Here is a 15,402-nt window from a genome sequence, read left to right on the forward strand (position 1 = left end):
GGTGATTCAAAATTCTGAATCACCATTATCAAGTTGCTAAAATTTCTGCTTGTGGAAGGATAAATCCGCATAGCGTTGAAAGTGCAGCCTCACGTAGAATCAGTATGAGGAATCGCACAATGGGTTGATGCACCCCCAGGTATTCTCAGGTTGGCATAGTCGCCGCTTAATTGAACACGTGAAGGTGGTTGGTGTAGGACTGCACAGCATCTTTGAACTGCGGCTTGATATTCTCGCCATTGCTTACGAATTGCAGTACTGGCGGCATCGTTACCTAAGTCTGAAAATCTTAGCCCAGCCCGAATTAACCAAGATTCTACATCAGTTGTTTCACCCAGTATTTCTGGAATGGCATTAATCTTTTCCATGAGTAATATCTTTTAGGCATATTTAAAATTGGCCATTTAACTTTAAGAGAAACTATTGATAATAGCCAATATAATTGGTTATCAAAATCATAAATAAAAATGATTAAAAAATTTGTCATATCTGAGCATCCATACTCAGATATGACATATCAAATTACTATTACGGCTGGTAAACATCATTCCTTTAGCTTGTGAATAAGCTGTCTCCTAGCTCGTAATAACTAGAAGCGATAGCCTAATCCAGCTTGGAAGCTGACAGCATCAGCATCACTATTTCTGTAGGCATCAATGCCCCATTTAGTATCGCCATAAGCAATGACATTATTGCTAACTTCTGATTCAATACCAAGGGTGACTACAGGTGCATTCTGATTACCCAATGGGGTTTTTTGACCTTCGTCAGTTACAAAAGAATAACCACCACCGAAGTAAACGTTAGTGTTTCTGGCGATCGGCGCATCATAAGTCACGATGGGCATAATTGCAGCAGCATCACCACCATACAGTACAGAACCCCGCAGTGAAACAGGTGCATTGCGAACGGCGTAACGTCCTTGAATATTACCGCCAATTTGGGCTTCATCGTTTCCTTGTCCGCCACTGGTTGCGCCAACAGCAATACCAGCACCAATATAATTACCGTTTGTACCGGCTGTTTGAGCAGAAGCAATTCCCGCCGAGAGGACAATGGAAGCAACAGCAAGGAAAGAGGCAGCTAATTTTGTAAGTTTCATAGAATTCTTCTCACTAGAGTTAGTTAAAACCAATGTTCTCTAGTACTAGAATCTCTTTTTTTACAAAATGTAACCTCGCACACCTGGTTCACCCTACTGGCTGAATTATTTCTCACCCACTTGGGTGTACTAACTGAAATATTTAATTGAAGAATTCAGAAGTCAGAATTTAGGAGTCAGAACCAGAAAGTGGAAGATTCAGATCCACCACCCTCTTGTCTTTACGCTGCGCTATTCGCTTTCTCTGACTCCAAGTTCATGCTGTTAGCGGATAACTAAGGTTTAGCCCATTCTGACTCCTGACTTCTGAATTCTATTTAAATTAAAGTTATTTCTTCAAAAAGCGTTGACGTAGGCGAGATATAAAAATACTCACCTCTGGTATTCTCATCCAAGAAGCGATCGCAGCAAACACCGCAATCCCTACAAAGCCAGACACACACAATTGCAAAACCAAAATCAGTAAACCCGTTTTACCCAGCAATTGCTGAGAACCAACCAATGTCCCATAGCTTGCTACCCCAGCTACCACGCTTCCAGCAGCCAAACCCAAAATCGGCAAACCCCACTCACGCCAAGGTAAACCATTGAGTTTGCGATCGAGCAACCACAACAGCATCAGCATTGAGCTACAATTTACACCCACCGTTGCTAACACCAAACCGGGTGCGCCAAAAGGTTTAACGAAAAACCAATCTAATATGATGTTGAGCAAGATGTTAAAAATACTAATGCGAAAAGGTGTCTGTCCATCGCCTAAAGCGTAGAAAACCCGCACCAAAACATCACGTCCCAAATAGACAAACATCCCAATTCCGTAAGCTACAAGTAAAGATGAAACTAACTGTGTGGCTTCTGGCTTGAAAGCACCGCGTTCATATATCACCTGCACAATAGGTACAGATAATGCCACCATCAGCGCCCCTAGCGGTAGCATGGTGAAGGCAGTGAGTAGCAGTCCTTGGCGAATGCGTAATTTTAAATCTGGCCAATTTTCGGGGCCAGCAAGTTTGGCAAATATCGGTAACAGGGGCAGTAAAATGATATTAGAAATAATCCCTAACGGAGTTTGGACTAATAAATTCGCATAGTTAAATCCTGCCGCCGCACCAGGGATAGGACTAGCAAAATAAAGGTCAGTGGCAACATTAATTGGCATCATTCCAGAGGAAATTGTCGCCGGAGTCATGATTTTAATGACTTCTTGAACGCCTGGGGATTTAAAATCAAACCGCAGGCGTAATGTGCCGAGTCCTAACCGCCACTGAACAATTAGCTGCACTAACCACTGGAGAATTGCTCCTGCTAAGGTTCCCCAAGCTAAGACCATTCCACCGATTAAAGCGTACTCCGGCTTAATAATATCCTTGCCCAGTTGCATCGCCAGGATACCAAGACCGGCAACAACGGTAATGCTGGATAATAAAGGACTAATGGAGAGTAACCAATATTGATTGGCTGCATTTAGAGTACCAAAGCCGATGCCAATTAAACCGGCAAATAAAGCCATCGGTGCCATAATGCGGAGTTGTTGAATGGCGATCGCTCTGGTTGTCGCTTCCAAACCATGACCGACTAGATCAACGATCGCATCCGCAAATAAAACTTGAGCAACTGTCACCAGCAACAGTACTCCAGCCACCAGTGTTGTCACGGTTTCCACTAAAGGAGCCGCTTCTTCTCGCCGTCGCTTGGCTAAAACGCTGACAACTGCACTGTGTAATGGCCCATTTACGCCACCAAGTAAGATCAATAGAAAGCCAGGGATAACATAGGCGTAGCTATAGGCGGTAGCAGCAGCACCAACACCAAAAGCCGCAGCGATCGCTTGCTGCCGCACTAAACCGAAGACTTTACTAATTAATGTGGCTGCGGCAACAATGCCAGCAATTCCAGCGAAAGAACGAGAAGGTTTTTGGTCTTGTTGTGTCACGAATAATACCCGACAACTCTTGCAGAGTGCATACTTTAAAACATTTAACCTGATATTCCGCAGTCTGTCAGGTAAATTTTGGCAAATCAGTCACTAGTTTATAGTCATTTTAAGTGCGATGCCTGCGATCGCATATATTTGATCCCTTCTTCACTACTAAAGGGCCGGGTAAAGGTACGGGGTTAGGATTGTCTATCAGCCATCAAATAATACTTGAAAAACATCATGGACAAATCGAATGTTCTTCTAAACCAGGAGAAGGAACAGAATTTTTGATTGAAATTCCCACTAATAATTAAGGGTGACTAGTTTTTAACAATGGTCAGAAAAAAACTTTAGTCTGTGTTCAGGATAAATGTTTTTTACGCACGTTTACACTGGGCATTTTTTGCTGTTCTCATTGAGATTTTTTCCCCTTACTTTTCTGCCAGTCTTCCAACGCACCAATTACAAAGCTAGCTGCGGGATGATTCAGAAATTGTGCCAAAGCTTCAGTACCACCTGCTTTTAAGGCACTAAATATTCTCTCCAACAGTTTTGGGTCACTTTCAATACGCTTTATAGTTTCAGTCGCTACCATCATCTTTCCAGTGGTTGTATCGATAGGATATGACTTTTCTAGTTGTTGTAGAAGTTCTTGAATCTCAGCAGCAGCGTCAGCAAGATTTTGCTTCTGCTCTTGAGTATATGTATTAAATGAATCTTTAATCTCACTAGAAACATTTCCTTCGACATGACCTGATACTATAGAAGAAGCATAGCTTCTCCCAATTTTTATTGATTTGTCTTCCATGTTTTACTTCCTAAATTTATTGAGTGAATTGATTATCAAGATAAATAATTTTTAAACCTGGCTGACAACATCTCCTCCAACATGACCCGATACTACAGAAGAGCCAATAGCTGTTTCAATTCCTATAGAATTATCAACAGACATATCCAAAGTTTCAAAATTAAAATTAATAGCTTTTAAATCATCGCTATTCATCACACCATATAAAGTTAAAATAATTCGTTTGATAAAGTCTTCGCTTCTACTTACTAAAATAGCTTTTGTCCCACTATTAGTATAAATAGTCATGCCATATCTTTCCGTTACCTTGGTTTTATTTTGATTATGCTGATAAATTAACCAAGCTCCAAGAGCTATGAATAAAAATCCTAATATTTTTGCTACTTGTGAGGGAATAAATAAAAAGAATATACCAATAATAGGTAAAACTACAAAAAGTTTTGGCATTGGTTTGATAACTGTAGTTGTCAGATCAACTAACCCGATACTTGCAATGTTATGAATCTGATAAACAACGTTGCCGTATATTAAAGTTTTACCTCTAATTTTTATAATCGATGTTTTTATTTCAGTTGGGCTATTGTTCTCATCGGGTAGAAACTGACTAAGCATATTAATTTCTGCTACCAAAAACACATGTTTATTAGATAACCACAGTTTTTATCATTTTATTCATGAGGAACAAATATTTTAATAATTTCTGCAATAGAATATTTATTTTTAACCGATAGAACTAACTTGTATGCGGATTATACTTGGAGTTTGGATTTTTTTAGACAATTTGATTGATTCTTGCTTGTTATCTAACGACAACCCAAACTATCTCGCGTTGACACACCCGTAACCGGATTTACCCCATCGGCTCTTTCACACATTAGCGACACTTGATAACGGTCAATCAAAGCATCGGTAAAATCAGCGCCTGTAATTTCGGCATCAAAAAAACGGCTGCGGGTCAAAGTTGCTTCAGTAAAAATGGCATTTTTCAGGTTAGCACCATCCATCGTGACGCGATCGACTAAAGCGCCGCTCAAGTTCGCGTCTTCTAAATTTGCTTTTAACAAAACTCCTTTAGTGAGAATTGCGTTGGTTAAATTCGCTCCTTGAAAATTCGTTCCCCGCATTTCTGCTGCAACAAAAGTCACACCTGCTAAATCAGCATGAGAAAAATCACGATTTTCTAAATTTATATTGTTGTAGTTAATTGTGTTTAGTTGAGCAAAAGCCGGTTTTGGATTAAGTATTATCCAGCAAAATGCTAGTATCAAAATTACAATCAAACCCAAAAATCGCAGTAAAATCTTTTTCATAACTTTATTATTTGTCTTTTGTCCTTTGTCCTTTGTCATTAGCCCTTTGTCATTTAACTAATGACTAATGACTAATGACTAATGACTCTTGACTATTTCCAATCTTTACCAATCCGAATTGTAAGGTCAGATTCTAAATCACCAATCGCTGACACCTCGATTTGACCCAAGCCTAAGACTTTTTGCAAATCAACACCAACTCGCCGATTGCCTTTTTGGACAATAATCTGAGTTTGACGTTGGGTATCTGGCCAATCAGGTACTTTGTAAATATTAGTAAAGCCTTTCTGTTTCAGATAAGCAATAACTTTTTCAGTTAGCTGAGGTTGATTGGAGGCATTTTGAATAGCAATTTTGAGGTTAGGAACCTGACGCATATCTGGTTTCAGACCAGGTACATTTACCCCAACATAATCATTCAACAGGCTCTGTTGTCCAGTCATATTTAGCCAATAGCTATCAGGGTCTTTGCTAAAGCGGCTAAAAGTCCCAGGCAACACCGTCATTTGGAAATTATCTCGATCCAGGTTGAGGCCAAAGTTGACCAACGCCATCATTTCTTCCATCTTCAGGTTGGTATCAAAGTATTTTCGCATTAAGCGAGTTAATTGAGGCAACCGGGGTAAAATGGTAGGACTATTTAAGCGTTGTAGCAATGCTGCTGTTAGTGCTTGCTGACGCTGAACTCTCGGCAAATCTCCTAAACCTGGTTCGCGGAACCGCACAAACTGTTCTGCTTGTTCGCCGTTAAGAGTTTGCCAGCCACTGACTAAATTAATCGACAGCCGACTGCTGGAGTCTTTATATGTCATTGATTGGGGAACAAAGACTTCTACTCCACCTAACTGATCGACTAACTGCCGTAAGCCGCTAGTAGAAATACGAATGTAGCGATCGATTGGGGCATTATTTAAAGTACGGCTAACTACCCGTGCTGCCAAGACTGGGCCGCCTTTGGCATTGGCATCAGATACCTTAGTTAATCCCTTTTCTCCCTTTTCTGGGATGGCAATCATCGTATCTCTGGGAATCGAAAGCACCCGTACAGAGTTGTTGCTAGCATTGTCACTAGGGTTAAGCCTTACCAGCAGCATGGTGTCGCTTTTACCAGCAAAGCTTTCTGGTGAACCATCAACACTCCCCTTAACTGGTTCAATTCCCATAATTAAGATATTCATGGGGCGTGAAAGCTTGTACTGAGAGAGTTTACCCCACAACTCCCCTGGTAGTGGGATTTTTACCTCGTCTTTAGCGTTAGTTCCCAAATCTTCATCTGTTCGATCGAGGTTACTCCACAAAGGAGTCCACAGCGCTAAACTTGAGACTAGCAAACCAGATAGGATGATGCCGATGACAATCGTCATAATCCACAACAACCAGCGAGGCATGGTTAAGCCCAGTCTCTCGTAAAGCTGATTGGGAATCGCGCCCACTGATTCGACGACGCTACGATTCGGATTGGCTGGCGGGTTTAGTTCGACATCCTCCTCCTCTGAGTCGGCTACTGGTGCTGACGTTACCTGATTTTCCGTGCGTTGAATTTGCTGCGATCGCACCTCAGTTTCAAATTCTACAACTTGCTGAGATGTAACCGGATTTTCCGACCATTCGACTTGTTTTATCACAATTATCTCCCCACTCAACCACTCCCTAAAAGTATGTTAATCCAAGCTACAGATATTGCCAGTGGAAAGGCTCACTGTAAACTTATAATGTTCTTCGGTAGGCGTGTATGACAACATGAATACTTTATTGTTCCCCGTAATCCTGGCTGGTGGTAAAGGTGAACGTTTTTGGCCCCTGAGCCGCAAAGACCGACCTAAGCAATTTTTAAGTCTTGATGGTAGCTCTAGAAGTTTATTACAAGCAACCGCCGATCGATTGATAAAACTCGGCGGCGGGTGGGATTCCTTGTGGGTGATCACTTCTAGTCAGATAGCTGAAGGGGTACGACAACAATTACCTGATCTACCAGTTGAAAACTTACTAATTGAGTCAGAAGGCAGAGACACAGCCGCAGCCGTTGCTTGGACAAGTTTAGAAATCAAACAGCGCTATGGAGAAGACGCTGTGATTGGCTTTTTCCCTGCTGACCACTGGATTGCTAACGAAGAAGCGTTTGCCCACACATTAAGTGCGGCTACGCAACTGGCAGCAAGCACAGCAGCGATCGTTACACTGGGGATCAAGCCTACTTTTCCATCAACCGGTTACGGCTACATCGAACAAGGTGAAAAGATAGGTAGCTTTAATGAGTTGCCAGCTTATCACGTGAACCGCTTTACTGAAAAGCCCAACCGCGAAACGGCAGAGACTTTTTTATCTACGGGGCGCTTTAGCTGGAATAGTGGAATGTTCGTTTTTCGGGCAGGGGTTGTTCTCAAGGAACTACATACCCATGCTCCAGAAATTATCGAACCTTTAGAACAACAGGGCCCTGATATCTATCCCCAGTTACCTAAGAAGAGTATAGACTATGCCCTAATGGAAAAGACAACTCTAGCATACGTTTTGCCAGTTGATTTTGGTTGGGATGATTTAGGAGATTGGAATGCGATCGAGCGGTTACTCAAAACAGAAGAGAATCCCAATGTAGAACTCGCTACCCACGTAGGTCTAGATACGCAGGGGGCGATTATTTATGCCTCAAATCCAGAGGATGTAGTTGTTACAATTGGTTTAGAGGATGTGGTGATTGTGCGCGATCGCAATGTCACACTCGTTGTTAAAAAAGAACGTACCCAGGAAATTAAGCAGATCCTTAAAATTCTCCAAAGCGATTCTCGATTTACTGACCTGCTGTAAAAGTTAGAACCCTTGGCAGAGGCTAAAAAGTCTGTTTTCCTATTATAACTTGACTGTCTGTTATTTTATCTGACAGTTATGAACATTATTAGCTTTAAGCCTCTCGCCAAGACAATGGCAATCGAGTCTATTACAGCCTATCAAAAATATATTTCTCCTTCCAAAGGATTTAGTTGTTCCCATCGCTTATTACACGGTGGGGATTCCTGCTCTAATTACGTCAAACGAATGCTGAGTGAACAGAAACTCTACGAAGCCGTACAATCATCCATAAAAAGATTCCAAGACTGTGGCGCAGCTAGCAAAACTTTAAAAGCTAAAGCCAACTTCCGTTGTATTGTCATCCCCTGTTGTTTACCTCTTTAACTCCCTGCGTCTTTGCAGTTATTTACAAAAATGTTCCTCACCCAAACTGTTCCCCGTCAACGAGAAATTCTTGAAGTATTCCTTCGCAATGGCTGGGACTATATGCGAAGGTTACTTACTGGTGGTAAAGCTGATGAACCACAGTTACCTACACCTGCGGTTTTAAAAAATATCTTGGTAGACTTGGGGCCAGTTTACGTCAAACTTGGCCAGCTAATGTCTACACGTCCAGATTTACTGAACGCTGCCTACATTGAGGAACTATCAACCTTACAAGACGAAGTACCACCAGTTCCTTGGTCAGAGATAGAAATAATCCTTCGCAAAGAATTAAAACGTCCATTAGCAGAAACCTTCAAGACAGTTAACCCGATCCCCGTAGCGGCGGGATCAATTGCCCAGACACATCGCGCTACATTAGCAGATGGTCGAGAAGTGGCTCTAAAAGTGCAACGTCCGGGAATCGATCTGACTATTGCCCAAGATATTGCTTTAATTCAAGGTATTGCCGATTTAGTGGCGCGGACTGAATTTGGGCAAACCTACGAAATCAAATCCATCGCTGAAGAATTTACCAAAGCCCTAGAAGCCGAGTTAGATTTTACACGGGAAGCGGGTTTTACAGACCAACTGCGGCGCAACTTATCTAAAAGTCGCTGGTTTGATCCCACGCAAATAGTGGTTGCAGAGATTAACTGGGAATTGACCACAGAAAAATTACTGGTGATGGAATGGTTAGATGGAGTACCATTCTTGTCGGCGGATTTAAACAATAACAATAATGGTAAAGACCCTGCCGTAGAGCGTAAAGAAATAACTACTTTGTTATTTCGGGTATTTTTTCAGCAACTATATATTGATGGCTTTTTTCACGCTGATCCCCATCCGGGAAACTTGTTTTATCTTAAAGATGGGCGCGTTGCTCTCTTAGATTGTGGCATGGTGGGAAGGCTTGATCCCCGCACACAGCAGATATTAACAGAGATGTTGTTAGCGATCGTTGATTTAGATGCTCAAAGGTGCGCTCAGTTAACTTTGCAGCTATCAGATTCTGCTCAACCAGTTATTTTGTCGCGGTTAGAAAATGATTACGATCGCATGTTGCGAAAGTATCACAATGTCAGCTTAACGCAAATCAACTTCAGTCAGATAATTTATGAAGTTTTACAAGTTGCGCGTAACAATAAAATTAGATTACCTAGCAATATGGGTTTGTATGCCAAAACCCTAGCAAATTTAGAAGGTGTAGCGCGGACATTCAACCCAGAGCTTAATTTTTTCGATGAAGTTAAACCATTAATTACAGACTTGTTTCGTCGGCAATTACTGGGCGATAATCCAGTGCGATCGCTATTACGGACAGCCTTAGATATAAAAAGTCTCTCTCTGCAATCTCCTCGCCAAATAGAACTGCTATTAGACCGAGTTACCTCAGAAACCTTACAGTGGAATTTATCGCTGCGGGGTTTAGATGGCGTGCGGCGCACTATGGACGATGCGGCTAACCGACTATCTTTTAGTATACTAGTAGGTTCGCTGATTATGGGTGCAGCAATTATTTCCACTAGAGCGCAGACAAGTCAGCTATCTTTTTTAAGCACCGCCCTTTTTGCCGTTGCTAGCTTATTGGGTTTGTGGTTAATTATCAGTACATTGCGATCGGGACGTTTACGGTAAAACCATTTTAGATTTTGAATTTTGGATTTTGGATTGAAGGAAAAAGCCTGCGACTGAGCGCTCATGCCGTACTCCTTCGGAGAAGCAAGCTACGCGTAGCGTTCCACAGGAAAGTCTAAAATTTAATTTCTAATATAAAAAATATGTCAATTATCATTGCTGAAAATCTGAGTAAATCTTATCCAGTGGCGGTTAAAAGTTCGGGTATCAAAGGAACAATTACCCACCTTTTCCGCCGCACCTACCGTTCAATTAAAGCAGTGCAGGATGTTTCCTTTGAAATCGCCCCCGGTGAAGTAGTGGGTTTTTTGGGGCCAAATGGTGCCGGTAAAACCACCACACTAAAAATGCTCACGGGGCTGATTCATCCCTCTAGCGGCAAAGTCACAGTAGCTGGACAAGTTCCGTTTCATCGCAAAGAAGCATTTTTGCAAAAAATTACCTTGGTGATGGGACAAAAACAGCAGCTAATTTGGGACTTACCCGCGCTGGATTCTTTGAAAATTAATGCTGCTGTATACAACATCTCTGATAAAGAATTCCAACGACGGGTGGGTGAATTAACAGAGATGCTTTCCCTAGAAGGCAAACTTACCCAACCAGTACGGAAACTATCTTTGGGTGAGCGGATGAAAGCAGAATTGCTAGCAGCACTTTTGCACCGTCCCCACGTATTGTTCCTAGATGAACCGACTCTAGGACTAGATGTAAATGCTCAGGTGGCAGTACGCGATTTTTTGCGTGACTACAATCAGCGTTATCAGGCTACAGTGCTGTTGACTAGTCATTACATGGCTGATATTACAGCTTTGTGTCAACGAGTGCTGTTGATTCACCAAGGACGCCTGATGTATGACGGTAGCTTAGATGGACTACTAGAACGTTTTGCCCCTTACCGAGAAGTCCATATAGAATTAGCCCAACCTCTACCGATAGAAAAACTTATGACTTATGGGGATGTACAACTCTTAGAAGGGCGATCGGTGCATTTTATGGTATCTAGAGAGGCGCTTACCCGCACGGTATCTAAGATTCTGACGGATTTGGAGGTAATTGATTTAACTGTCACTGAACCGCCTGTAGAAGAAGTAATTGGACGAGTTTTTCAGGCAGGTGTTGTGTAGCGATCGCTGCCAGAAATAGAGTTACCGAGGGGAGAATGCACTGTAAATGAAAAAGATGATTAGAAAAGCCCTAACTTTGCTGTCAGTATACTATGCCTATTCGGTTGAGTATCGAGCAGAATTAATTCTATGGGTTTTGGCTGGGTCTTTGCCAATTATCCTCATGGGTATCTGGATACAGGCAGCACAAGGTGGCCAATTTGGGCTATCACCTGTAGATTTTGCTCGTTACTTTATCACGGTTTTCGTTGTTAGACAATTAACAGTTGCTTGGGTAATTTGGGACTTTGAAAAAGAGGTTGTGGAAGGAAAGCTTTCGCCCAAATTGCTACAACCACTCGACCCAGTATGGCATCATGTTGCAGGGCATATTTCTGAAAGATTTGCTAGGCTATCGTTTGCTTTTTTATTAGTGGCATTATTTTTTATTCTTTATCCCCAAGCTTTTTGGGTACCAAGTTTGAGTAGATTTTTGCTGTTTACATTGGCGGTGGCGCTAGCTTTTACTTTGCGGTTTACAATTCAGTACACCTTTGCCATGTTCGCTTTTTGGACAGAACGGGCTAGTGCTTTAGAAAATTTTTGGTTGTTATTTTATCTATTTTTATCTGGTTTGATAGCACCTTTAGAGGTTTTTCCAGAGCCTGTGCGGACAATCGTAATGTTTACGCCTTTTCCGTATTTGATTGATTTTCCTGCGAGTCTTTTGGTAGGGCTACCTGTGGATATAGGGCGAGGATTTTGGTCAATGTTTGGTTGGATATTAGTGTTTTTGGGACTGAATCGCTTCCTTTGGCGTGCGGGTTTGAAGAGGTATTCTGGGATGGGAGCATAAACGATTCATAATTACTAAAGTGGCGATATATTATGATTGGCTAAACCTATATATTGATTAACTGTTGTGCCTTTAATTTGCACTAATATTTTTTTCAATATGATTGTGGGGTGGTCAACATGAGCGCCCTGATAGTGCAAGTTGTATAAGTAACAGCTTATACTTTGCTATGCTATATATAATAATATAAATCAATAGGCTTGGGTTAAGGGCGACTGGCAAAAACTTTGGATTTTAAGACGCGATAAATCGCCGTATCTACAAATGTTTTGGTCTTATCTTAACTGTAATAAATTACTTGGTATCGTCCTAAAATTTTCTGTCGTCCCCAAAGAATAATCTTCTAACTTAAAATCAGCAAAAGGTTTATTTTCTAACCTATCCCGTAGCGCTTCATCGAGAATGACACCTGAAGATTTATTTTTCACGCCAATAATTATAAGACTTCTCTGATATGTAGTTAAATCCTGATTCGCCTGACAATTACTTCGTTGAAATTGTCCTAAATTTAGTATTCTATAACTTTTGACGCTTGGTGTATTAATAAATAATTTTTTGACTAAAAATTGAATCTGTTTAGAACGTTCTAGAGCCATTCGTTGTTGAACTGCTATATTACCCCTACAAGAAACTGTACCTACAGAGATAATTTCCCTTGGTTCATCCATTATCTTTTGTATGCCTTCTTGTTCTAAGTTCAACTTTAAAAGGTCTATACTAATAATTTCATTATTATATTTAATTTGAAAATTGCTACCTAAAAGCCATTTATATTCTAGTGATAAAACAGCTATATTAAAATCGGCTCTCCTCCCCTGGCTATCTCTACCTTCTTGATAAGAAAAATAATCAATATTACCTCTCTTTTCGGGAGATTGCCCATAATTTGAATTCACCATAAATTTTGAGTTTCGCATTGCTAAAGCCACTATACTAAGTAATCCTAATATCACTAGCAACCCTGCAAAAAATTTCAATAGTGGTACTTCTTCTGGCTCTTTCTGTGGGGATGATAAAGTTTTAGGAATTGGCGGGGACAATTCTTCTGTGTTCAAATCAATTACTAAATTAATATTTTCAGGAGTAGTTTCTGTTAGCTGAGTTTCAACAAAAGAGGCAGGAGGAATACTATTTTCTGGTTCCTGCTCCGACAACAGCGAGATTGGCTCTGAATCTTCCACTTCTGCAAGTGGCTCCTCTACTCTGGGGGAACCTGGCGCAACAGGTGTGGTTGAATCCTCATCTGAGCAGAATTTTTTGCCTTCTTCAATGTGTTCTAGGCGCTGCAAAATTTCTTGAGCATTAGCAGGACGCTTTTTTATATCTGCTGCTGTGAGCCAATCGATTAAATTTAATAGTAAGGGTGAGATATCGATGGCATGATTTTTCCAGTGCAATACATTTTGCTGGACATCATACATATCTAAGGGATGGTGTCCCGTTAGCAAAAATATAAAAGTGCGTCCCAAAGCAAAGAAATCTGATTGCGGTACTGCTTGACCATTCATTTGTTCGGGAGCGCTGTAGCCAGATGACATAAGTGCTGTCATCCTGTCGCCGTTACTAGGTTGGTCTGGGTCGGTTCTGTCAATTTCTGTGGCGGTGCCAAAATCAATTAGTACTAAATCCCCCCAATCCTTTCCAAGAGGGGATCTAATCATGATATTAGATGGCTTAATATCTCGATGCAGGTATTGTTTACGATGCACTAAATCCAAAATTTCCACTAATTGTTTTAGCCAACCTACAGCTTGGTCTTCGGAAATAGGGCGATTCTGCTGCTGCTCTAGCCACTGTATTAAGTTGTACCCGTCGATTTTTTCCATTGCAATGCAATGCAACACTAAACCATGTCGGGTTTGATACTGGAAGTAACTATCTTGTTTGGGAATGCCGGGATGGTTGAGTTGTTCCAGCACAGTTACTTCTTGCTGAAATAGTTCTACTGCTCTGGCGTTACCTGATAAATCCTCTTTGAGTATTTTGAGGATTTTAGGAGTATCTTGTTCGTATGCTTCATAAACTTTACTAAACCCTGTTTTGTCACTCAACAGGCGCGTCACCCGATAACGCCCTAGCAATTCCAAATGGGAACCACAACTTTGACAGAAGCGGTTTTGTTCATTATTTGAGTGATTTGGTGTAGGGCAAACGGGATTGATACAAAGGCTCATGAGTGGCTTATCCGTACTTTAACAGTTATCAGTTATTAGCAGGACTTACGCAAACAATAGCCAAAACCCTTATTTTCAGGTAGGGGCAATTCATGTAGACACAAAGCGGCTAATCTACGAGTTTTCCAACGGAGTACCCGCAGGATATTACCCCTACAGCATTGTAGTTTGGTGTAAGTCCTAATTAGTTATCAATAATCACTGAATGCTGATGACTGATAACTAATAACTGATTTAAGGGAAGCGCAGATGCGTAGCCGCTTATCGCTAAACATCCTTCCTATTCATTCTTCTGTTGCCGGATGATAATCCCGTCTAATAATAATGAGATTTTCTATCTGTGTTCTGCCAAAAAAGCTGCAACAGTCTGGTTAAATGCCTTTGGTTGTGTCAAAAACGACCAGTGATTGCCAGGAACTTGGCAGATGCGTAGTTTTTTGAGATAAGTTTTGTAGGGCTGGATTTGCCAATTTTGGCGATTAAGCCCTTGTTCTGGTTGGACAAAGAGAGCTTGGGTATCAAGGGGGATTGTAAAACCAGGCACTTGCATAACTGCTTCAAAAATCCCGTCGCGGGCGGCGATGGTAAATTTGCTACCCCAACTACCATCGGTTTTTTCTTCTATTCCTGCTTGGAAAACTTGCTGCTGCCAGGAACTCCATCCTTGATATTGCTTTAATTGCCGTGCTTGTTGTTCGGCTTCTCCATAACTGGCAAAGGGGCCCATGCTTTTGAGAAAAGGTAAGAAGCGATACAATATGGGAAAAGTTAGCCTGAGAAGGCTGGGCATTTTCCAGATAAAAATGGGATCGACGAGAATTATACTCCGCAAACGCTTTGGGTTTTGCCTTGCCCAGATAGCGGCTAATTTACCTGTCCACGAATGACTTACAATCTGGGCAGATGTCCATCCTAGATGATCCATGAGTGCTTCGAGGTCTGCGATCGCACTTTCAAAAGTATAATCTCTCTCAGGCTTGGTACTTTCGCCATGTCCGCGCATATCTGGTGCGACTATGTGGTAGTCTGCTGCTAAATAATCTCCTAAACTAGACCACACTAAAGCATGGTCGCCTAAACCGTGTAACAGCAGTAAGGGTTCTTGACCCTGCTTCCACTCTAAGTAAGAAAGTTGGATATCAGGCTTTGATAAAGTTTGACGTACAGGCATCATTGCACATCCACCAATGAAGAGATAGTTTCGCGCTTATATATTACTGCGAAACAAGCTGGAGGGCAGGGAGAAATGAGTCTATGCGATGTGCTACACCTACGACTGGGCG

At 41.5% G+C, this 15,402-nt stretch carries 14 protein-coding genes and 1 pseudogene; 6 read left to right on the forward strand and 9 right to left on the reverse strand.

Going from position 1 to position 15,402, the window contains the following annotated elements; genetic code table 11:
* Positions 1-89: 89 nt before the first annotated feature.
* The 3 genes from GNF10_RS03790 to murJ all read right to left on the reverse strand — a co-directional run bounded on the left by GNF10_RS03790 (position 90) and on the right by murJ (position 3,035).
* A complete protein-coding gene (locus GNF10_RS03790; protein WP_185581334.1) occupies positions 90-368 on the reverse strand; it encodes a hypothetical protein in 279 nt (92 codons plus the stop codon).
* 221 nt (positions 369-589) lie between these two features.
* Complete coding sequence (locus GNF10_RS03795) at positions 590-1,102, reverse strand: outer membrane beta-barrel protein (RefSeq protein ID WP_185581859.1); 513 nt, start codon at positions 1,100-1,102, stop codon at positions 590-592.
* Positions 1,103-1,430: 328 nt separating this feature from the next.
* Positions 1,431-3,035 carry a murein biosynthesis integral membrane protein MurJ gene (gene murJ, locus GNF10_RS03800; protein WP_185581858.1) on the reverse strand — a complete coding sequence of 535 codons (1,605 nt, stop codon included), beginning with the start codon at positions 3,033-3,035 and terminating at the stop codon, positions 1,431-1,433.
* A 122-nt stretch (positions 3,036-3,157) separates the two neighbouring features.
* Between murJ and GNF10_RS03805 the strand changes: the two are divergent.
* Positions 3,158-3,334 (forward strand): annotated as a pseudogene (locus GNF10_RS03805) (sensor histidine kinase); the annotation flags it as partial.
* A gap of 98 nt (positions 3,335-3,432) precedes the next feature.
* Here GNF10_RS03805 and GNF10_RS03810 read toward each other — a convergent pair.
* The 4 genes from GNF10_RS03810 to GNF10_RS03825 form a co-directional block, all read right to left on the reverse strand.
* Positions 3,433-3,828 (reverse strand): hypothetical protein, encoded by a 396-nt coding sequence (locus GNF10_RS03810; protein ID WP_185581857.1) that lies wholly within the window; start codon positions 3,826-3,828, stop codon positions 3,433-3,435.
* 51 nt (positions 3,829-3,879) lie between these two features.
* Positions 3,880-4,458 (reverse strand): DUF6232 family protein, encoded by a 579-nt coding sequence (locus tag GNF10_RS03815; protein WP_260446034.1) that lies wholly within the window; start codon positions 4,456-4,458, stop codon positions 3,880-3,882.
* A 173-nt stretch (positions 4,459-4,631) separates the two neighbouring features.
* Positions 4,632-5,138 (reverse strand): pentapeptide repeat-containing protein, encoded by a 507-nt coding sequence (locus GNF10_RS03820; RefSeq protein WP_185581354.1) that lies wholly within the window; start codon positions 5,136-5,138, stop codon positions 4,632-4,634.
* A gap of 92 nt (positions 5,139-5,230) precedes the next feature.
* On the reverse strand, positions 5,231-6,763 hold the full coding sequence (locus tag GNF10_RS03825; protein WP_185581350.1) for an LCP family protein: 1,533 nt from the start codon (positions 6,761-6,763) through the stop codon (positions 5,231-5,233).
* Positions 6,764-6,878: 115 nt separating this feature from the next.
* Between GNF10_RS03825 and GNF10_RS03830 the strand changes: the two genes are divergently transcribed.
* The 5 genes from GNF10_RS03830 (at position 6,879) to GNF10_RS03850 (ending at position 11,945) form a co-directional block, all read left to right on the forward strand.
* Entirely contained in the window at positions 6,879-7,943 is a 1,065-nt protein-coding gene (locus GNF10_RS03830; RefSeq protein WP_185581351.1) for a mannose-1-phosphate guanylyltransferase, read from the forward strand.
* Positions 7,944-8,021: 78 nt separating this feature from the next.
* Complete coding sequence (yidD, locus tag GNF10_RS03835; RefSeq protein ID WP_185581352.1) at positions 8,022-8,309, forward strand: membrane protein insertion efficiency factor YidD; 288 nt, start codon at positions 8,022-8,024, stop codon at positions 8,307-8,309.
* Between the two features lie 30 nt (positions 8,310-8,339).
* Entirely contained in the window at positions 8,340-9,986 is a 1,647-nt protein-coding gene (locus GNF10_RS03840) for an AarF/ABC1/UbiB kinase family protein (RefSeq protein ID WP_185581353.1), read from the forward strand.
* A gap of 143 nt (positions 9,987-10,129) precedes the next feature.
* Positions 10,130-11,110, forward strand: coding sequence for an ATP-binding cassette domain-containing protein (locus GNF10_RS03845; protein WP_185592418.1), 981 nt, complete (start codon positions 10,130-10,132; stop codon positions 11,108-11,110).
* 46 nt (positions 11,111-11,156) lie between these two features.
* Positions 11,157-11,945, forward strand: coding sequence for an ABC-2 family transporter protein (locus GNF10_RS03850; RefSeq protein ID WP_185581883.1), 789 nt, complete (start codon positions 11,157-11,159; stop codon positions 11,943-11,945).
* A gap of 275 nt (positions 11,946-12,220) precedes the next feature.
* On the opposite strand, the gene GNF10_RS03855 is transcribed toward GNF10_RS03850, so the two are convergent.
* Entirely contained in the window at positions 12,221-14,119 is a 1,899-nt protein-coding gene (locus GNF10_RS03855) for a serine/threonine-protein kinase (protein ID WP_185607116.1), read from the reverse strand.
* Between the two features lie 334 nt (positions 14,120-14,453).
* Entirely contained in the window at positions 14,454-15,290 is an 837-nt protein-coding gene (locus GNF10_RS03860; RefSeq protein WP_185581752.1) for an alpha/beta fold hydrolase, read from the reverse strand.
* Between the last annotated feature and the right edge of the window lie 112 nt (positions 15,291-15,402).

This window comes from Nostoc sp. UCD121, from assembly GCF_014222285.1.
In the GTDB taxonomy this organism is placed as follows: Bacteria; Cyanobacteriota; Cyanobacteriia; order Cyanobacteriales; family Nostocaceae; genus Nostoc.